Raw genomic sequence first — 19,866 nt, forward strand, 5'->3', positions numbered from 1 at the left:
TTTTTTTATTATATTGCGTTATCGGGTGAAAGGCTAACCCAGGTGATTTATTCAACCTCAGGAAGTGCGTGCCATCGCTGTGTCTTTTCTGTGCTTTGTAAGATTATCGCCGGCTTTAAGATGTTCCGGTTTACGAATAAGCTGGGAGGAAAGGAACCCAGCCTGGACTTAACATATTCACCTATATTGCAAAAGCGGGCGAAAACTTTAACCCTGTTACGCCCGCGGTCAAATATTGGGGCGTACTTTTTCAGCAGCAAGTCGGGATTTGCGGCGTTTTGTTTATCGACAATTTCTACTTGTTTTAATTTCAGGTTTTTGGATGCTGCCTGGTGAAAAAGTCTTTTAACGTAAAAATCCGTTGCCGGCAGACTGTATCCGATAATTACTATATTATCCGCGTGCAACAAAGCCTTATAGGCCTTGTGCCAAACAGTTTGCAGCACTTTACCGCTAAAATCCTTTTTTAATGTAGGGGGGACTATTATCCAGTCCAAGTTATGGTCGGGCGGCTCTTCCACTCCGGGATATTCTTTGTTGCGCCGGTAAATAAGGCTATGCGGATAGGCATCTTCTCTGGCGAATATATAAAAATTACCGCAATCTTGGCAGACCATCCAATTAAATGAACCATGCATTTTTAAGAGATGAACCCTGGAATGCCTTTTTAAGTTAACAGGATAGAAGGTATGTTTATCAATTATCCGAAAGCCGGGCAGTCCGTAACCGTCATCTAAGTACCATACCGGGCAATGTTGAATAAGGGCATTATCAATTAGCAGGTCGTAGTTAAAAGAGATAACGCAGTCACCGGGCCGTAAAAATGAGGCAAGACGGGCATGATAGGGACACGGCTCGCCGTAGAGTACCTTTTCAAAAGTTAGGGCCATCAAGGTAAGAAAATCCCGGCGGGCTGCTTTTAATTCCATTAGCTTGCCGGGAATTTCACAACGTTCTATTTCTATGTCCAGGAAAGTTAATATGTCTTCCATATCAAGGTTAACTTCCGCCAATCGCTCCAGGGGTGTACCGTAATGTTGTTCTACGAATTTTTCAAAATGATGGTATGTAATATGGCGGTCCCCGAAATTCCGCTCTGCACATTGATGAATGTTTCTTACCCGGTACGCTATTTCAAAGAAATTTTCAGCCACAGGGCTCCGTTCGCCTAAAAATGATCCTTCATAGCCGGCACTGGCTCCCGCACCCAATATATATACAGTAGGCATGCTTTGGCACCTCAAATCTTGCTATGTTGAAATTAAAAGTGGCACTCTTTTAATAGCATACCCGGCAGGGTTAAATTAATTATAAAAAATAAACACAAAAAAATACGCTTGTTTTAAGCGTATTTTTAATGTAAAGTTTTCTTATATTCTTTTAGAATTTCATTTGTTATTTCTTCCAGCTTCTTAATGGCTTCTTCGTCAATTAGTTCGTGTATTTTCAACATATGACCGGCTACTTTTTCAGTTAAAAAGATAGGGACTCCGGTTCGTACAGCTAAGGCAATAGCGTCACTGGGACGAGCGTCCAGCAATATATTTTCGTCTCCCTTTAACAAGTGAAGTTCGGCAAAAAATGTATTATCCCTCAGGTCATTAATTACAACTTTGGAAACTGATACTCCAAGGCTGTTAAACAGGTTTAGCATTAAATCGTGGGTTAAAGGTCGCGAAATATTATGGGCTCCCAGTGCCATAGCAATGGAATGTGCTTCGAACATACCCACCCAGATAGGTAGCACTTTTTTCTGCTCATTGTCGGTAAGAAGTATAATGGGACTGCCTGTTTCATCATAGGCCACGCCTTTTACCACTACACTTAACATGCCGTACACCTCCTGCCAAATTTGCCGTAAAATTCCCCTTTGGTGTTCGGCTTACAGTTATATATGCTAAAGGGAAAGGCATCATTCTTGGATTTAATGATATTTTATCAGTTTTCATATTATTGTCAAATTTATAAGGGGTTAAGCCCAGGGAGGTATCCCGGTACGGCAAGGGTTTAGGGATTATCTACGGGGAAATTAAGTTTTAAAGGGGCTTAGGTTATCCGGCAGGGTGGGTGGTAAGAAACGGTAAAATGTTAACCCCAGAGCAACTATATAAATATAATCGGTACCAGATAGACTTCCATTTGGTCTTCATCGGATTTATCCTTTTGCTGCACGGGGTGTTGTGTTTGCTCCTTATCCATTTAACCACCTCCAGGCAGTAATTTTTTAATTATTTAGAATATTTTTTAAAATCCTGATGAGTTGCGGATAACGCTATTATATTCTAAAGTTTGAATTTCGGTCAATAGCTTTTAAGATTCTTTCTTACATACATAAACATGCTCTTTTTTTACCTGTACAGTATATATTCAGCGGCAGTTTTGTAGGCCATCAAGCATACTTGTTGCTAAATTAATCAAATAAAAACTGCCTGTGCAGGCGTTTTTTATGGGGTAAAAATTTTGGTTGCTACTTGAAAATTATATTTAAAATCCAACCTATAATTGATGTAAATAATGCTCCCCAAAAAGCTCCTCCGAAACTGTATACGTGAAAACCGGGAACGAGGAGTGCGACCAGCCCGAAAGTAACGGCATTAAGCACTAATATAAATAACCCTAAGGTAATAATGGTGAAGGGTAAGGTGAATAGCATCAGAATGGGCCGGATAAAAGTGTTTATAATTCCGAGGGAAAGTCCTGCCAGTAATGCAGGTATCAATCCCTTTATCTTAATGCCTGCCACGAGGAAGTCGGCCAGTACCAGGGCCAGGGCGTTGACAAGAATCATTGTAATCCAATTCATATAAATGCACCCTTTTTAAATAATTAGCTAATTTCTTTTATTTTTACGTGAACTGTGCCCGGGTTTCCATTTATTGTCCGGATAAATCCCAGGATAATTATACACTATAATACTGGATTTAAAAAATTTATTTTATATGGAGGTGCTTGGATGGTTCAAGGTTGGACTGATTTTGAAAAAGGTGTTGAAGTAAGGCCTTCCTTCGGAAACCAGGTAAATATTATTTACAACGGATTGTTGTCTAAAGCAGGAGCAGATCAGGTATACCTGCATTGTGGCTTCGGGAATCCCGAAGATTGGCGCGATGTTCAGACCTTGAGAATGGAACGTACTGCCAGGGGTTGGGAAAAGAGTGTTCCCATGAAAAACCATTCCATGGCTTTCTGCTTTAAGGATAGCGCAGAAAATTGGGACAATAACAACGGCTATAACTGGATTGTTCGTGCATAGTGATTTGTATCCCGGTACCCGGTACCGGGGTTTTTTATTTTCCGTCATTTTAATTCAGAAGGGAATGGATGGAGTACATAGAAGTTTACAATATAGTTGCTGCAAATTTTTATATTCGCGAGGAGGTAATATGGTGATTTATCCTTACTTGGGGCACCGGCCTAAAATAAAGGATACCGTTTTTATCGCCCCCGGGGCCATGGTGATTGGGCGGGTGGAATTGGATGATGATGTAAGTATTTGGTATAATACGGTGGTGCGTGGGGACGTGGATATTGTTAAAATTGGCCCGCGGACCAATATACAGGACGTTTGTGTTTTACACGAGGATGAGGGTTTCCCTTTGATAATCGGTGCAGATGTAACGGTGGGTCACAGGGCCGTCCTGCATGGGTGTACCGTTGAGGACGAGGCATTTATAGGAATGGGAGCCATTGTGCTGAGCGGAGCCAAAATTGGTTCCGGGGCGGTGGTAGGTGCAGGGGCCCTGGTTTTACAAGGGCAGGAGATCCCGCCGGGTATGCTGGCTCTCGGTTCCCCGGCGAAGGTGGTTCGGGAGCTTTCCGAAGAAGAAAAAGTAAATTTTCGTCAGATGGCTGACCGGTATATGGAAAGGGCCCGGCAATACAAAGGTACATAACAAAAAGAATCCCCTTGTAGGGGAGTAAATGAGTGAAAAGCAATCCGCGAGGGTTAATAGTATTCCCGCAGTTTTAATTGTTATGTTAGGTTCTTTAAATTTATGACAGGTATTTTAAAAAAGTTAATGGTTTAAGTAGAAGTTTAAAATACTTTCCCTGTTTTCCCGTATATCATCAAGGTAACGCCAGCGCTTACGGACTTTTTTGATTAAGTCCATGTTTAGCCGGAAGTAATAGATTCCTGGAGCATTTCCACATTGTTGTAGTCCATGTCCGTCCGGGCGCGCTACAAAACTGCGGCCGGTCACCCTGCGGCCGTCTCGATAACTGGTTAAAGTGTTATTGGCCATGGCCACGTAAACAGTATTTTCCGCCGCCCGGGCGGCCCCCAGCCACTGCCAGAGATCCATCCGCGAGTCCGGTATGTTAGCCGGGTTGAAGATAATTTCCGCTCCTCTGAGGGCAAGGTTTCGTACCACTTCCGGGTAAAAAAGATCAACGCATACTGAAACTCCCATTTTTATACCTTTATATTCGATTACTGGCAATAATTTACCTTTTTGAATAAATTTTCTTTCATTAATGGCATGGGAGGGAAATTGTTTTTCGTATGGTATAATTACCGGTGATTTTTTATAAATAAAAGCTCCCCGGGAAACGGACATCTGTCCTGTTCGCACAAACCCGGCGCCTGCCACCAATAAGCAATCCCTGGGCAGTAGTTCCTTTATTTCAAGGGAAGCATTCAAAAAATCTTTCCACGGCATAAGTGATGTGCCCAGCCAGTCTTCAGGCAGTAGAACGATATCGGCATTTTTAATTTGATAAGCATATTCCCGGGCTTGAGTTAGATTTGATTGAAGTTCTCCAAGCTGGCGGGGAAACTGGATGATGGCAAGGGTAATAATATTCATTCTTTGCACCTCCGCTTACTATAATAACAAAGAAAAACTCCGGCATAATACCGGAGATTAAAAAATTATTTTTGCCTGGTAGCAATTATATTGTAAGTGTTCCCGTCATGGCTTCCCCGGGTTTGATATGTAAATCCGTTTTCATCAAGTAGCCCGAAAATGTTATCTGCCTGGTGCGCGTCTGCCGATTCCATTGTAATGGTTAAATGCTCGTCTTTGCCTATCCTGGGAAGGATAGATTTTACCCGTTCGAAGGCTTCCCGGTCAATTGCCGGGCCCAAATGAAGGGTGATGTCGCCCATGGATACCACCTCCGATAAATTTATTTGGTAAAGTTTTCCCGGTAACTTTAGTTTTATGCAGCTAAGAGTGCTAAAAGCTTGAGCATATTAAGTAATGCAGCAGAAATTTTTAAAACTATTACAGAAGGTGGTTTTGAAGACATCGTGGGAAAGCATTCGTATTTAAAATGGTTTAAGGCTAGGGTTAAAAGGGCTATTAAAGACTACGGGATGATAAAAAACGGGGACCGGGTTGTGGTGGGGTTGTCCGGCGGCAAGGATAGTGCGGTTTTATTGGATGTGTTAAGCCAAATCCGCAGGGAGATACCTGTTGATTATGAACTCCATGCCGTTTTGATTCATATGGGCTGGCCAATGGACATCGATACTTTGGAGCGGTTTTGCAGCGAGCGGGGGGTGCCTTTCACCTGCAAATACACAAATATCGGTGAAGTGGTTTTTGAACATCGAAACGAAAAAAGCCCGTGTGCCTTGTGTGCCAACCTGAGGCGGGGTGCGCTAAATAATACTGTTCGCGATCTAGGATTTAACAAACTGGCCCTCGGGCATCACCTGGATGACGCCATAGAGACATTCTTTATGAGCCTTTTTTACACGGGACAATTTAAAACCTTCTCGCCCTTGACCTATATGGACCGTAGCGAAGTTACCCTTATCCGTCCCCTTATTTATCATAGCGGCAAGACTGTGCAAAATTTTAGGCAGAGGTATGAGCTGCCCGTGGTGAAAAATCCATGTCCTGTAGCCGGTAAAACAAAGCGGGAAGAGGTGAAGGGGATTGTAAACTATCTCGGGGGAATTTATCCGGACCTTCGCCGGAGCTTTTTAACTGCTTTGCAGTCCCTGGACCCCCGTAATCTTTGGCCGCCACCGGTTAATAAGCGAAGACTGCCGGAGGAAAATCCCCCCGAGTAAAAAATATGTAACCCGCACCGGGTTACTTTTGGAGTTGGACCAATTTTTTCAGTATTTCCAGGTCCTTTGCTATTATATTTTCAAGCTTTCTGTTATAAGTGATTGCTCCGGGGTGGTGGATGGGGAATACTTTGGATTCACCATAGAAAAACAGGTTTCCGTGCCAGTCGGAAATTGATGCCTTTGGATCGCCCAGCAATTGCCGTAAAGGAATGTTACCGAGGGTAATTATCAGCCTGGGAGTAACGATATTTAATTCTTTTTTCAGGTAATAGGAACAGGCCCTTATTTCCGATGCGTAGGGGGCGCGGTTTTTCTTTCCCCTATACCCCACCGTGGGACGGCATTTCACGGTATTTGTAATGAATACTTCATTTCGCGACAAATTAAGGCGGCTCAAAAAGTCATCAAAATTACTTCCCGCCATTCCCACAAACGGGGTGCCCAATTCCGTCTCCCTGGCCCCGGGGGCCTCACCCACAAAGGCGATATTTGTCCCCCCTTCCGGATAATAGCCTTTTACAACGGTAGTAGTACCTTTAAGAGGACAATCAATTTGACAATTAACGAGCTCGGTATATAGCTTTTGAAGTTCTCCCGTCATTATAAAAAATCACCTCAAAGTTTTCGATTTTAGAAGTATAATACTATATGTCCTTTTTTAATCCCTTTAATGATTGGGTGAAGATTAAATGAAAATAATTTCCCTTGTGCCGTCTTATACCGAAACACTTTTTGCCCTGGGTTTGGGCCCCGAGGTTATCGGGGTGACCGAACATTGCGATTTTCCACCGGAGGCCAGGGATATTGAAAAGGTGGGCACCTTTGCCGGGCCGGATGTACGGAAAATCATGGCCATGAACCCCGACCTTGTTTGCGCCGATCCTGTTTTACATAAAAAATATATAAATCAACTTTTAACTGCTGGCATAAAAGTATACTCCCCCTGGCTGCAAAGGGTGGATGATGTTCTGCGTAGTATGAAGGAAATTGCCCAATTGTGCGGCCGAAGAAGAGCCGTGGAGGAAGTGGTGGCACCCTTGCGGGACAGGGTAAATCGTATTAAAAGGAAAACCGCCGAAAATTTCCGCCCCCGGGTGTTTCGTATCATGAATGACAATCCGATAATAACCCCGGGCCCTTATTCAGTTCAATACGATGCCATCAGACTTGCCGGCGGGCTTCTTATGCCCATGAAAAAAAAGGCTTACCTTAAAGTGTCCTGGGAAGAACTGGTTAGTTTCGATCCTGAGGTCCTGCTGTTTTGTGGCAGAAAAAAAGGGGAGCCCAGGCGCCCCCGCTGCAAGGGATGTCTATTAAAGAATCCACCGTGCCAGAGGCAGGTGGATGAAGTCATTACCGAAAAATGGTCAGTTATAACCGCCGTCAAAAATAACAGGATTTTCCCTTTATCTTGTGATCTTTTATGCCGGCCGGGTGTAAGGTTGATAGACGGTATTGAAAAGCTCAGTGAATATATTGCATTTTGAGATTGACGTTAAGAAACTTGCTTAGGGGCGGTTGAAGTTTATAAACCTTGAGAAGGAGGTTAAATAAATGAATGTAACTGAACTAATTAGCTGGAATTATGAGCAAAAATGCCAGAAGGCGGTACAAGCCCTTGAAAAAAACGGGTTTACCGCAATTTATTGCCCAACCAAACAGGAAGCAATTGATTACATAATGAAGGAAGCCGAAGACGCTGAAACAATTGGCTTTGGCGGCTCTATATCCGTAGCCGGTTTGGGAGTTGCCGGTAAACTAGAGAAAATGGGGAAGGAACTACTGATACACGGCAAGCCCGGACTGTCGCCCGAGGAAGTATTGAATATCATGCGCCGCCAGCTTACCTGTGACCTCTTCCTGGCGGGAACCAACGCTCTAACCCTTTGCGGTAAGTTAGTAAATATTGACATGACGGGCAACCGGGTGGGTTCAATGTTCTTTGGGCCCAAAAAAGTGATTGTAGTGGCCGGGCGTAACAAGATCGTTAACGATATAGAGGAAGCGGTTAAGCGGATTAAAAGATTTACTGCTCCGGCCAACGCCAAGCGCCTTAACATGGATACCCCCTGCGCTAGAACAGGTTTTTGCCAGGATTGTAATTCACCGGACCGTATTTGCCGCATCATGACGGTCATTGAGAAGAAGCCGAGATTAACCGATCTGCGCGTGCTGGTAGTCAATGAAGATATGGGTCTTTAAATGTCATAAATAAAATAAGAGCCTTGTCAACATATTGCTGACAAGGCTCCTTTTTTGTGCGCCCGGCATGGGCGATAACTTGGGGGTGAAAGTCCCCTGCGGGGGTTGGCAGCACCAACCGCTAGCCAACGGCAAGGGTGTCCACGGCGACGTGGAATCCGAAGGAAGCCCGAGGCAAAATCCCGACCCGAGGACCACGAACCGCGGGCGAGGCCGTCATATTCGGGCGAGCCTGCAAGACAAGGCAAAGCCCAATGCTGCCAAGGGGTATGGCGGTAAACGCGGCGGGTGTGGGAGGAAAGTTATCGCTCTTACCCGGGGAGGTCTGCCGGATATGCCCAGCACTCAGAACTTGAGTGCTGGGTAACCCGGGTCGAGAGGCCCGGCTGAACCGGCAGAAGTCAGCAGAGGTCATAGTACCTGCTTCAGACGTCAAAGCAGGGAAGGACCGAACACCAGGTGGAGGGATGAACTTGGCAAGTTCGCGAGACATGCGAAGACAGCAGAAAACTCCAAACGGAGCCTGCCCGCGGGAGGAAGCGGTGAAGCCGCGGGGGACCGCGGGAGGGCCGAGTGTGTCTCCGGCACGACCCGAGGATGCATCCCGCGAAGGAAATGATAACAACCTGCTGGAAGCCATGCTTGCGCGAAGCAACATGCTGGCGGCACTAAAGAGGGTAGAGCAAAACAAAGGAGCCCCCGGGGTAGATGGAGTGACGGTTGAATCCTTCCGTGCCTATCTGCGAGAGAACTGGGAGCGCATACGTAAAGAACTGCTCGCCGGGACCTACAGGCCGCAACCCGTGCGCCGGGTCGAAATCCCGAAACCGGGCGGCGGAGTGCGACTTCTGGGAATCCCAACCTTGATAGACCGCTTAATCCAGCAGGCACTTCTGCAGGTACTGACGCCCATATTCGACCCTGGATTTTCACCCAACAGCTATGGATTCAGGCCCGGGCGTCGCGCGCATGATGCCGTGCGCAAAGCGCGGCAATATGTGCAAGAAGGTTATGAATGGGTAGTGGACATCGACCTGGAGAAATTCTTCGACCAGGTGAACCACGATATCCTCATGGCCAGGGTAGCGCGCAAAGTCAAAGATAAGCGCATACTCAAACTAATCCGGCTATACCTGCAATCCGGGGTCATGGTAAATGGTTTGGTCCTGGTAACGGACGAGGGCACACCACAAGGTGGGCCTCTAAGCCCGCTACTGGCCAACATCATACTTGATGACCTGGACAAAGAGCTGGAGAAGCGGGGACACCGCTTTGTCAGGTATGCTGACGACTGCAACATCTATGTTCGCAGCCGCCGGGCCGGAGAAAGGGTCAAGGCCAGCATAACCGCCTACCTGCAGAAACGGTTAAAACTCAAAGTAAACGAGACCAAGAGCGCGGTAGACCGTCCATGGAAGCGCAAATTCCTTGGTTTTAGCATGTACAAAATCAAGGGGCAAGTGCGCATCCGCCTGGCCCCTCAAACCATCAAGCGGCTGAAGGACAAAATCCGGGAACTAACTTCTCGAAGCAAAAGCATAAGCATGGAAGAACGCATCCAGCGGATTAACCAGTACCTGATGGGTTGGGTAGGATATTTTGCACTGGCCGACATGTCCAACAGATTAATGGATATTGAAGGCTGGTTACGAAGGCGCCTGCGCATGTGCCTGTGGAAACAATGGAAACGGGTTCGCACCCGTTACCGGGAATTGCGGGCCCTCGGTCTCCCGGAATGGGTCGCACACCAGCTGGCGAACACCCGTAAGGGATACTGGCGCATAACCGGCGGCCCATTAAACAATGCCCTGAACACTGCCTACTGGCAGGCCCAGGGCCTCATGAGTTTAACCGAGCGTTATCATTTTATTCGTAGCGCTTGGTGAACCGCCCAGTGCGGACCCGCATGCTGGGTGGTGTGAGAGGACGGGGGTTAATCACCCCCTCCTACTCGATTACAGATTCTTTTCCAGTTTTCGACGGGCCGTGTCAAAATCATTGAGGGCGTCGAGAATAGGCTGCGGGGTAGACATATCCACCCCTGCCTTTTTGAGTAAGTTAATGGAGTAGTCTGAGCCACCCGACTTAAGAAAATCCAGGTACCCGTCAAGGGCGGATTTTCCGTTTAGTTTTGCTTTATTAAGTATTTTTCCGGCTATGCTAATGGCGGCAGAGACTCCGGTGGCATACTGGTAAACATAGAATGAATGGTAAAAATGGGGTATCCTTAACCATTCAAAGGTTAATTCTTCATCAATGACAAAATCCTTGCCGTAATATATTTCGTATAAGTCCCTGTACAGCGACCTGAGGGTTTTGGGGGTAATGGGCTGTTCTTTTTCAACCAAATTGTGAACCTGCATTTCGAAGTCGGCAAAGAGCGTCTGGCGGAAAAGGGTGGACCGGAGGCTGTCCAAGTGCATGCTTAACAGGTGGGCCTTTTCCCGGGACGAGTTGCTTTTGGATAACAGGTAGTGGTAAAGAATTGTTTCATTTAACGTAGATGCCACTTCCGCCGTGAAAATCGTATAATGCGAATTAGTATAAGGCTGATTTTCATTGCTGTAATAACTGTGCATCATATGCCCCAATTCGTGGGCAAGGGTGAAAACGTCATCCAATGTGCCGGAGAAGTTCTGCAATGAGTAAGGGTGGCAGCCGTAAATCCCCATGGCGTAGGCGCCTGACCTTTTCCCCTTTTGGGGGTAGACGTCTATCCAGCGCTCGTCGAAAGCCCTCCGGAGTATACCGGTATAATTTTCGCCAAGCACGGACAGCGCTTCCAGTACCAGGCTTTTGGCTTCTTCAAAGGTATAAGAAATGTTGGCTTTTTCAACCAGCGGGACAAAAAGATCATAAAAGTGGATTTCCTTCAGGCCCAGTACTTTTTTCCGCAAGGCAATATAGTCATGCAGGACGTTTATGTTGTCCCGTACCGTTTTAATAAGGTTATCGTAAACCTCGAGGGGAATAAAGTTTCCGGCCAGGGCCATCTCCCTGGAAGAATTGTATTTCCGGGCCCGGGCCACGAAAACGTCGTGTTTTACCGACCCGTAGTATGCTGAAGTAATTGAATTTTGATGGGTTCCGTAGGTAGATAAAAGGGACCTGAAGTATCTTTCCCGAAGGCTCCTGTCGTAGGAATTTAGACATTTCCGGTAATTGGTTTCATTGGCAACAACAGGCTTACCGTCCTCGCCCTCAATTTCTGGAAATTCAAGATCATTAACTGTTATATCATCATAAATCTTTTTGAAGGAATTTCCCAGGGATGCCATTTTTGCCAAGATTTCTTCCATTTCCGGGGCCAGGACATGTTCTTTTTTGCGGAAAAGTTTCTCCAATGTGTGGGAATAGGTATTCAATTCCGGAATTTCTTTCTTGTATGCTTCAAATGTCTCCGGGTTCATCTGCAGCAGTTCCGGTTCGAAAAAAGCCAGGCGGTCGCTGGTGGTGGATGCCAGTGCATCAACCCTCTCGAATCTGCCCTTTGCCTCATCGTTTCCCATGTTTGTGTCAAATTCCATGCGGGCATAGCTGTAAGCCCTGGCCAGTTTCATATTAAGTTCATCGCTGGTTTTCAGGGCATCGAGCAGGTTTTGGGCAGAGGATGCGATCTTTCCCTTCATGCCGGCAATTTTGTCGGCCAGGCCTTTAACCTCTGTTAAGGCTTTCTCCCATTCCCCCGGCGATTTATAAATATCAGTCAGGTCCCAGGTATATTTTTCTTGGCTCATGCTCTCCTCCTAAGATTTTTAATTATTATCACTGGCCCGGTGGCCTGTCATGTTTCTATAATATGGGTGACAACAACCTGGCGCTGGATTCCTTGAATCGGGTCAAAAATCCCTTGTTTATGCATTCTTCGTAAGTTACCAGCCGGCTGTCTTCAAGGTCCTTATAAAAGTCTTCTTCCAATCTCTTAACAATATTTTTATCGTAGATAAGGGCATTTACTTCAAAGTTTAAATTAAAGCTGCGCATGTCCATATTTGTTGTCCCTACCGAGGCCACCACTCCGTCGACAAGAAGCACTTTGGCATGCATAAACCCCTTCTGGTACAGGTAAACCTTGACTCCGGCCTCGATTACCTCCGGAAGATATGACATGGAAGCCCAAAATACAATACGGTAGTCAGGTATACTGGGTAAAATTAATTTGACGTCCACGCCGCTCAAAGCGGCTGTTTTTAAAGCCATTAATATACTTTCATCCGGTACGAAGTAAGGAGAAGTTATATAAATTCTTTCCCGGGCCGAGACAATGACTGCAAAATGTGACTGAAGTATGCTGGCCCACTCGGTATCGGGACCGCTGGTGGTTATTTGAACAGGCAGGGAGCCGTATTGGGGGAGTACCGGGAAATATTTGGGGGAAGTTAATTTCTTTTTTGTTGCAAAGTGCCAATCGTGCAGGAAAATTCTCTGCAAGAAATATACGGCTTCGCCCTCCAGTTTCATATGGGTATCCCGCCAGAACCCCAATTTACCCTGGCCCAGGTATTCATCTCCTATGTTAAGACCTCCAACATAACCCACCATGCCGTCCACTACTACAATTTTCCGGTGATTGCGGTAATTTATTCTGCTTTGGAAGAAGGGAAACTTTACCGGTAAATATACTGCTATCTCCGCGCCTGCCTCTTTCAGGGGATTCAGATAATCAGCCTTGAGCTTTCGGCCTCCCACCCCGTCGTAAAGCAGCCTTACTTCAACGCCTTGCCGGGCTTTTTCAATCAGCAATTGATGAATCTTGCGGCCGATATTATCGGGTTTAACAATATAATATTCCAGGTGCAGGTGGTCTTTAGCCTTGGAGATGGAATCCAAAATAGCAGCAAAAGTTTCCTGGCCGTTTGTGAGTACCCGGGCCCGGTTATTGATTGTGAACGGGGCGCTGGAGTTGTTTAAAACTAGGTTAATCAATCTTTTATGGGAATTGATGTTTTGGTACAATTTATACTCCGGCTCCTGGAGCATTTTCAGTTGATTTCTTATGACCGAGTCCAATTCCAGCACGTCACTATCTCGGAAATGCCGCCGGACTTTTCTCTTTTTGCGCAGGTTTTGGCCGAAGAGTATATATAAAATAAAACCCAAAACGGGAAAAGCCAACAAAATCAAGAGCCAGGCAACGGTTCTGGAGGGATTTCGATTTTCCAACATTATTAAAATGGCAATTAATATAGTGGAAAGGCCGAATACTACCGTAATAATTTCGGCAACTACTCTCCAAAAGCCATTTGCTTGATTCGTTAAGGGGACAGCAGTATTTACAACCGGTTGTGCGCTGCCCGGGTAAGCCGCTGATAATAAAAAAAATACCGGAATAATGCAGGCCAACACTAGTAAAATTAAGATACATTTTTGTAGTTTCATGTTAATCACCATCAGTTTTTGCCCGTTGTTACTTTAATTATGCAGGCCTGCGCGTGTTAAATCAATGACAAGGTGAAAGGGAATGAGGAGGGCCCGAATTACCGGGCCCTCCTATTTATTAATGGAAGTTACTCCGAAAATATCATAACCATTGCAAAACTCATCTATGTTCTTAATATCCAATATTTCCGGATCGTTAATAATTTCGATAATATGGGCTAAATGCTGACCTATTCTAAGATAGGCATTTATTAAATCTAAGTGAATAGTGCTTGTATTTTCCGACTCGCTGATTCCCTTACTTAGGCGTTGAATATGGGCAATCCGGGATCTGAATTCCAGGTCTACAATTTCATCATATACGGACCGGGCTTTACCAATCATCTCGGAATCATTGGTCAATATTACGTTATTTACTATGTTCGCCAGTTCGTATAGTTTTTTATAGAGATGGTCCAATTCCCGCTTACCTTCTTCGGAAAATTCACTGTTATTAATTTTTTTACTTTCCGCCAGGTAGAGGATGTTTTTTTCAATTATATCACCAATGGTTTCCAGTTCGTTTACTATATTTATTAAGCTTAAACACTTATTAAATTCCTGCCTGGAAAGGGGATGTCTTAACACCTGGATGAGGTATCGCCTGGTTTCGATGGTATGCTTGTCGATTTTGTTTTCTGTCTGAAGAATGGACTCTATCAGGTTTGAATCGTAATTGTCCAGGGAAATTTTGGCATCCCTTAACATTTTTACCGTGTTATCGGAGATATAAATAACTTCTTTTAAAGCCACGCCTATGGCCAGTGACGGAGTTTCAATCAAAGAATAATCCAGGTACTGGGGTTCCGTTTTGGGTTCTTTCTTTTCCGGCACAATTTTTTCTAAAAAAACTGCAAAATAAGAAGTAAACGGTAAAAACAATACTGCAATGGCAACGTTAAAAAAGGTATGAGCATTTGCCACCTGGAAGCCGGGATCTGACGTAAGAGACATTATTAACTTGGCAAAAGGCAACGTTAGCGGAAGGAATAAAAGAACTCCCGCTGTTTTAAACAACAGATGGGCGGTGGCCACCCTTTGTGCTTCTCTGGAGGAGCTGAGGCTGGAAAGCACAGCGGTAAATGACGTTCCTATATTTGCCCCGTACATCAGGTAAATGGCCGGTATTAGTGTTAACATGCCCTGGATGGTAAGGAGCATTATGATTCCAATAGTAGCTGCACTACTATGTATTAAAAAAGTAAACAGGGCTGCCACACAAATGGCCAGCAATGGGTTATTGCTCATTTGCAGTAAAGCATCTTTAAAATATTGAGAATCCCGCAGTGGGTGCATTGCGTCGGCCATTATTTTCAAGCCGAGGAACAGAAGGCCAAATCCCAGTAGCGCCTGGCCTATCCTTCTGTATTTATCACGCTTGGTGAAAAAGATTATGGTTGCCCCGATCCCTACAATAGGAAGGGAAATTTCCGTTACCTTCAAGGCTATAAGCTGGGCGGTAACAGTTGTACCTATATCAGCCCCGAGGATTATCCCCAGAGTTTGTTTTAAGGTAATAATGGATGCACTGGTAAGGCCAACCAGGATAACGGTGGTAGCGGTGCTGCTCTGAAATAATATGGTAACCAGGGCACCAACTATAAGGCTGATAATTTTATTCTGGGTTAAAGAACTTAAAGCATTTCTTAACCTGTGCCCGGCGATTTTCTGCAGGCCTTCACTCATTATATACATGCCATACAATAAAAGACCCATTCCACCTATTACGCTTACAATTATATATAGGGTCATTTCGTTTCACCTCCTTATCTTTCTGGATATCTCTGGATAATTAACCATTGTGTTATTCGTTAAACCAACCAAATAATTAACGGAAATATAAAAAATATCTCTTTATTTTAACATATATAAAGGTTATTTCCTATCCGTAGTTAAGGTTATTGATGCATATACCAGAAATCACCTGCCCGGGTTTGTGACATATGTCACAACCTTTGGAGAAATATTAATATAATGTTATAAATTTGTCAATTTAATGTTAAGAAGTTTGAATTTTAAAAATATTGCAAAAACCTTATTTCTTCCAAATAAAAAAAAACCTGTCCAAAACCTGTCCAAAACCTGTCCAATTATTAATTACAGACGGTCCTTCTTTATACTAAGCTCGATATTACTTTTTTTAATATACGTTTGAATAAATTTTTTCCAATCTCCCCCTTTTACCGGGGTGCCTGTTTTAATTATTTCTTTCTTTTTATGTTCAGGGCACACGTAGACCAGTGCCCGTACTTTCCAGGCCAGGTCGGGTAAGCGAACTTCCCTTTCCACCCGCTCATAAAGGTTATCCGGATGCCCCGGGCCGAAGAAATCTTCTAATTCGTCCAAAAGTCCCAGCATTGAAGAATTTTCGTGTATTTTCATAACTTCACCGTAAACGATGTCGCGGCTGCCCGTTACCAGCATGGGATAGCCGCAGGGCAGGTGATATAGTGTACCGGTGGTAGTGGCCCTTAAGCACTGTAAAATATGATCTTTTATTAAATGGTGGTTGGGCATTCCTCTCATCAGGGTGCCGTAAACGAAAACCCAGGGCATTCGACAAAACCTCCTTGACAAATAATATTATAAATCGATACCTTAAATCCTTTTTTACAAGTGAAATTAAAATTAAGCATTATTTAACAATACAGTTGACAAGACACCTGTAAAGACAGATAATAAAAAATAAATTTGCTGGGGAAAGTGGGTGTCTCTTTTTGCAAATTATTGAGGTGGATTATGTAATCATTGGAGCGGGGGTTGCCGGGCTTTCCTGTGCCCTGGAGGCCTGTAATTCCGGAAGTGTGGCGTTACTTTCCAAAGATAAATTGCCGGCAGGCAATACTCCTTTGGCCCAGGGTGGCATTGCCGTGGCTATGGGCATTGGGGATTCGCCGGAGCTTCATTACCGGGATACCCTGCTGGCCGGGGCGGGGGTATGTGACGCTGCCGCGGTGGATGTATTGGTTAGGGAAGGCATCAGCCGGGTTAAGCAGCTTATAAGCATGGGATTTCCTTTGGACAAAGGTGAGGGCGGGCATCCTCTTTTTAGGAGAGAGGGTGCCCATTCCAAATCCCGGGTGATTTCGGCCCGGGGGGACGGCTCCGGCAGGGCACTGGCGGAAACTCTTATTTGCCAGGTAAAAAAGCGGGAGAATATTTTTGTACATGAGGAAACAACCGCCATTGACCTGATACGGGACGGGGACAGGTGTACGGGGGTATTGGCGGTGGACATTTCTAAAGGAGAAATCCTGGTTTTTATATCCCGGGCCGTGGTTTTGGCCACGGGCGGGTGCGGGCAAATATTTGCCCATACCACCAATGACATTCATTGTACCGGTGACGGGTTTGCCCTGGCCTACAGGTGCGGGGCCCGGCTGGAAAACATGGAATTTGTGCAGTTTCATCCAACGGTGCTGAATACTGAGGAAAACCCCATGTTTCTTATTTCTGAAGCGGTCCGTGGAGAGGGGGCCGTTCTTGTAAATGATAAGGGGCAGCGGTTTATGTTTCGTTATCATCCCTGGGCGGAATTGGCGCCCCGGGATGTGGTGGCCAGGGGGATTTTTGCTGAATTAAGCAAGGGAAATGGCGTCTTCCTCGATGTTTCCGGTTTGGGAAATGATTTCAGTACGCGTTTTCCTTCCATTTACGCCGCCTGTAAGGAGCGGGGATTAAATGCGCCGGGTGATTTAATTCCGGTTGTGCCGGCGGCCCATTTTATCATGGGCGGGGTTAAAACCGATTTGGACGGGCGTACCAGCGTAAAAGGACTCTATGCCTGTGGGGAAGTGGCCTGTACGGGGGTGCACGGAGCCAACCGCCTGGCCAGTAATTCCCTGCTGGAAGGGCTGGTTTTCGGTTACAGGGTGGGACGGGCAGTGGCCATGGAGGGCTTGCCGGCAGTAGGGCCTCAAGCGGTTAAAAACTTGCTGCCTGTCCAGTTTCGGGAAGCATATGCCGGGTATCCGGATGCAGATGACAAATTGTGCATTTTGAAAGAACTCCGGGAATTAATGTGGGATAAGGTGGGCTTGGTTCGTTCCGGCCAGGGACTTTTCCAGGCGATCAGGCGCATTAATGAAATAGAAGCATCCCTGGAGCCGGGAGATTTTATCCTGAAGAATATGGTTACGGTAGCCGGTTTGATTGCTAAAAGTGCCTTGGCCCGCCGGGAAAGCCGGGGAAGTCATTTTCGTTCTGATTTCTCTGGAAATCAGAAGACCAGCAGCCGCTTACAGGATGCGTGCATCATTTAAGGCAGAAGGGATGAGCCAATTTGCTGATTGAAAAAATTATCCGCCGCGCCCTTGAAGAAGACCTGGGCCGGGGGGATATCACCAGTCAGGCGGTGGTTCCTCCTGACTTGAACGCCAAAGGTCACTTCATAAGCATGTCTGAAGGTATAATAGCTGGAATTGGTGTTGCCGAAAAGACTTTCAAAGTTATTGATCCCCGGGTGCAAGTGGAGCCCGTGGTCTGCGACGGTGGCGCCGTAAGCAGTGGGACCATTATTGCACGGGTGCGCGGAAATGCCCGGAGTATACTGGCTGCGGAGAGGGTAGCACTGAACTTTCTACAACGCCTGTCGGGAATTGCCACCGCCACTTCGCTGGCGGTGAAAGCAGCCAGACCATTTGGGGTGCAAATAGCCGACACCCGCAAAACAACTCCCGGGCTGCGTGTATTGGAAAAATATGCAGTTACCGTGGGGGGAGGGCGAAATCATCGCCTGGGTTTGGACGACGCTGTTTTGATTAAGGATAATCACATTAAAATGGCCGGGGGCGTCAAAAAGGCTGTTCGCCTGGCCCGGGAAAATACTGGCCACCTGGTAAAAATTGAAGTCGAAGTGGAAACTTTAGAACAGGTCCGGGAAGCCGTGGAATCTGGGGCCGATATAATTATGCTGGATAACATGAGCCTGGATGATATGAGGCGGGCTGTGGAAATAATTGGGGGAAAGGCACTGGTAGAGGCTTCAGGGCAAATAACGCCGGATAAGGTTGCCCGGGTTGCTTCCACAGGCGTGAACGTAATATCCCTGGGTTGGATTACCCATTCTGCCAGGCCTCTGGATATAAGTTTAGAATTAAAATAATTTCCTTGGGTGGTGTTATATAATGGCTTGTAGAATTTTAAATAATAGGGAGCATACTACAAAATATGCAGGCCTAACCGATGAAGAAATAATGGAACGTATCCAACGGGCCAAAGGGAAATTGGGTTCAAAGTTATTAATTTTGGGCCACCATTACCAGCAGGATCAGGTTATTCAATTTGCGGACCTGCGGGGGGACTCCTTTCTACTGGCCCGCAGGGCTGCCGAATGTAAGGAGGCCGAATACATTGTTTTTCTCGGCGTGAATTTCATGGCCGAGACGGCGGATATTGTAACTTCTTCTTTTCAAAAAGTAATTATTCCCGATTCCGGGGCGGGCTGCATAATGGCCGATATGGCGGAAATCAGCCAGGTACGGCAATGCTGGGAGGATGTTCAAAGGCTTTTCCCCGGTGGCGTAATACCCATTACCTACGTAAATTCTTCGGCGAAGGTAAAAGCCTTTTGCGGCAAAAACGGAGGTTTAACCTGTACTTCAGCCAGTGCCGTAAAGGCATTCAGGTGGGCATTGGAGCAAGGTAAAAGGATCTTGTTTTTTCCCGATGAGCACTTGGGGCGTAATACAGGGGTAAAAATTGGGGTTAATCCGCAAGAAATGGCTGTCTGGGACCGGCACCGGGGTTTGTTAACCGGTTGCACAAATCCCCGTATTATTTTGTGGAACGGCTACTGCCCGGTGCACCTGGGGTTCAGCCGGGAGAGAGTTCGAGAGATTCGAAAGAAGTATCCCGGCATAAGGGTGGTAGTTCACCCGGAATGTCCCCATGAAACGGTTTGTGAGGCAGATGAAAATGGTTCAACTGAATATATAATCAAGTGCGTTGAAAATTCTCAGCCGGGTTCGGTATGGGCCGTGGGCACGGAGATAAATCTTGTAAAAAGACTGGCTAACAGTCATAATGATAAAAAGATTATTTCATTAGATGAAAAAGTAAAGCCGTGCCCGGATATGATGAAGATAAATATACGAAATCTTTTGTGGTGTTTGGAAGGTCTTTTAAACGGAAGAGTTGAAAATCAGGTAATAGTGGAGCCGGAAACGGCAGAGTGGGCCCAAATAGCCCTTCGAAGAATGTTAGCCACCGGGTGATAC

The 19,866-nt window shown here is 45.8% G+C and carries 20 protein-coding genes; 10 read left to right on the forward strand and 10 right to left on the reverse strand.

What is annotated here, in order from left to right:
- Positions 1-47: 47 nt before the first annotated feature.
- The 3 genes from ACX4JR_RS06155 to ACX4JR_RS06165 form a co-directional block, all read right to left on the reverse strand.
- Positions 48-1,229: an SIR2 family protein gene (locus ACX4JR_RS06155; protein ID WP_476060140.1), complete on the reverse strand. Its 1,182-nt coding sequence runs from the start codon at positions 1,227-1,229 to the stop codon at positions 48-50.
- Between the two features lie 125 nt (positions 1,230-1,354).
- The gene (locus ACX4JR_RS06160) at positions 1,355-1,831 is read right to left on the reverse strand and encodes a bifunctional nuclease family protein (RefSeq protein WP_476060141.1); all 477 of its coding nucleotides are present in this window, start codon (positions 1,829-1,831) and stop codon (positions 1,355-1,357) included.
- 636 nt (positions 1,832-2,467) lie between these two features.
- A complete protein-coding gene (locus ACX4JR_RS06165; protein ID WP_476060142.1) occupies positions 2,468-2,803 on the reverse strand; it encodes a phage holin family protein in 336 nt (111 codons plus the stop codon).
- Between the two features lie 150 nt (positions 2,804-2,953).
- Between ACX4JR_RS06165 and ACX4JR_RS06170 the strand changes: the two genes are divergently transcribed.
- Positions 2,954-3,253, forward strand: a complete 300-nt coding sequence (locus tag ACX4JR_RS06170; protein WP_476060143.1) for a carbohydrate-binding protein — start codon at positions 2,954-2,956, stop codon at positions 3,251-3,253.
- A gap of 130 nt (positions 3,254-3,383) precedes the next feature.
- Positions 3,384-3,893 (forward strand): gamma carbonic anhydrase family protein, encoded by a 510-nt coding sequence (locus ACX4JR_RS06175; protein ID WP_476060144.1) that lies wholly within the window; start codon positions 3,384-3,386, stop codon positions 3,891-3,893.
- Between the two features lie 123 nt (positions 3,894-4,016).
- On the opposite strand, the gene ACX4JR_RS06180 is transcribed toward ACX4JR_RS06175, so the two are convergent.
- Both ACX4JR_RS06180 and ACX4JR_RS06185 read right to left on the reverse strand, forming a co-directional pair.
- A complete protein-coding gene (locus tag ACX4JR_RS06180) occupies positions 4,017-4,808 on the reverse strand; it encodes a carbon-nitrogen hydrolase family protein (RefSeq protein WP_476060145.1) in 792 nt (263 codons plus the stop codon).
- Between the two features lie 65 nt (positions 4,809-4,873).
- Positions 4,874-5,110, reverse strand: coding sequence for a hypothetical protein (locus tag ACX4JR_RS06185; RefSeq protein WP_476060146.1), 237 nt, complete (start codon positions 5,108-5,110; stop codon positions 4,874-4,876).
- Positions 5,111-5,188: 78 nt separating this feature from the next.
- On the opposite strand from ACX4JR_RS06185, the gene ACX4JR_RS06190 reads away from it, so the two are divergent.
- Entirely contained in the window at positions 5,189-6,025 is an 837-nt protein-coding gene (locus ACX4JR_RS06190; RefSeq protein ID WP_476060147.1) for a tRNA lysidine(34) synthetase, read from the forward strand.
- 22 nt (positions 6,026-6,047) lie between these two features.
- On the opposite strand, the gene ACX4JR_RS06195 is transcribed toward ACX4JR_RS06190, so the two are convergent.
- Complete coding sequence (locus ACX4JR_RS06195; RefSeq protein ID WP_476060148.1) at positions 6,048-6,629, reverse strand: uracil-DNA glycosylase; 582 nt, start codon at positions 6,627-6,629, stop codon at positions 6,048-6,050.
- A gap of 88 nt (positions 6,630-6,717) precedes the next feature.
- Between ACX4JR_RS06195 and ACX4JR_RS06200 the strand changes: the two genes are divergently transcribed.
- The 4 genes from ACX4JR_RS06200 (at position 6,718) to ltrA (ending at position 10,116) form a co-directional block, all read left to right on the forward strand.
- Positions 6,718-7,515: an ABC transporter substrate-binding protein gene (locus tag ACX4JR_RS06200; protein WP_476060149.1), complete on the forward strand. Its 798-nt coding sequence runs from the start codon at positions 6,718-6,720 to the stop codon at positions 7,513-7,515.
- Positions 7,516-7,582: 67 nt separating this feature from the next.
- Positions 7,583-8,230, forward strand: a complete 648-nt coding sequence (locus ACX4JR_RS06205; protein WP_476060150.1) for a lactate utilization protein — start codon at positions 7,583-7,585, stop codon at positions 8,228-8,230.
- Positions 8,231-8,297: 67 nt separating this feature from the next.
- Complete coding sequence (locus ACX4JR_RS06210; protein WP_476058436.1) at positions 8,298-8,597, forward strand: hypothetical protein; 300 nt, start codon at positions 8,298-8,300, stop codon at positions 8,595-8,597.
- A gap of 262 nt (positions 8,598-8,859) precedes the next feature.
- A complete protein-coding gene (gene ltrA / locus ACX4JR_RS06215) occupies positions 8,860-10,116 on the forward strand; it encodes a group II intron reverse transcriptase/maturase (protein ID WP_476060484.1) in 1,257 nt (418 codons plus the stop codon).
- 69 nt (positions 10,117-10,185) lie between these two features.
- Here the strand turns inward: ltrA and pepF are convergent, their stop codons facing one another.
- The 4 genes from pepF to ACX4JR_RS06235 form a co-directional block, all read right to left on the reverse strand.
- Positions 10,186-11,967, reverse strand: a complete 1,782-nt coding sequence (gene pepF, locus ACX4JR_RS06220) for an oligoendopeptidase F (protein WP_476060151.1) — start codon at positions 11,965-11,967, stop codon at positions 10,186-10,188.
- Positions 11,968-12,022: 55 nt separating this feature from the next.
- Positions 12,023-13,621: a cardiolipin synthase gene (gene cls / locus ACX4JR_RS06225; protein WP_476060152.1), complete on the reverse strand. Its 1,599-nt coding sequence runs from the start codon at positions 13,619-13,621 to the stop codon at positions 12,023-12,025.
- Between the two features lie 99 nt (positions 13,622-13,720).
- Positions 13,721-15,400 (reverse strand): Na/Pi cotransporter family protein, encoded by a 1,680-nt coding sequence (locus tag ACX4JR_RS06230; protein WP_476060153.1) that lies wholly within the window; start codon positions 15,398-15,400, stop codon positions 13,721-13,723.
- A 345-nt stretch (positions 15,401-15,745) separates the two neighbouring features.
- Complete coding sequence (locus tag ACX4JR_RS06235) at positions 15,746-16,204, reverse strand: gamma-glutamylcyclotransferase family protein (RefSeq protein WP_476060154.1); 459 nt, start codon at positions 16,202-16,204, stop codon at positions 15,746-15,748.
- Positions 16,205-16,365: 161 nt separating this feature from the next.
- Between ACX4JR_RS06235 and ACX4JR_RS06240 the strand changes: the two genes are divergently transcribed.
- From ACX4JR_RS06240 to nadA, 3 genes are read left to right on the forward strand one after another with little or no spacing between them, the layout of a single operon-like run.
- Complete coding sequence (locus ACX4JR_RS06240; RefSeq protein WP_476060155.1) at positions 16,366-17,910, forward strand: L-aspartate oxidase; 1,545 nt, start codon at positions 16,366-16,368, stop codon at positions 17,908-17,910.
- Between the two features lie 20 nt (positions 17,911-17,930).
- Positions 17,931-18,752: a carboxylating nicotinate-nucleotide diphosphorylase gene (nadC, locus tag ACX4JR_RS06245; RefSeq protein ID WP_476060156.1), complete on the forward strand. Its 822-nt coding sequence runs from the start codon at positions 17,931-17,933 to the stop codon at positions 18,750-18,752.
- 22 nt (positions 18,753-18,774) lie between these two features.
- Entirely contained in the window at positions 18,775-19,863 is a 1,089-nt protein-coding gene (nadA, locus tag ACX4JR_RS06250) for a quinolinate synthase NadA (protein WP_476060157.1), read from the forward strand.
- Positions 19,864-19,866 lie beyond the last annotated feature (3 nt).

It is taken from the genome of Desulfofundulus sp. JL263-se, from assembly GCF_056316025.1.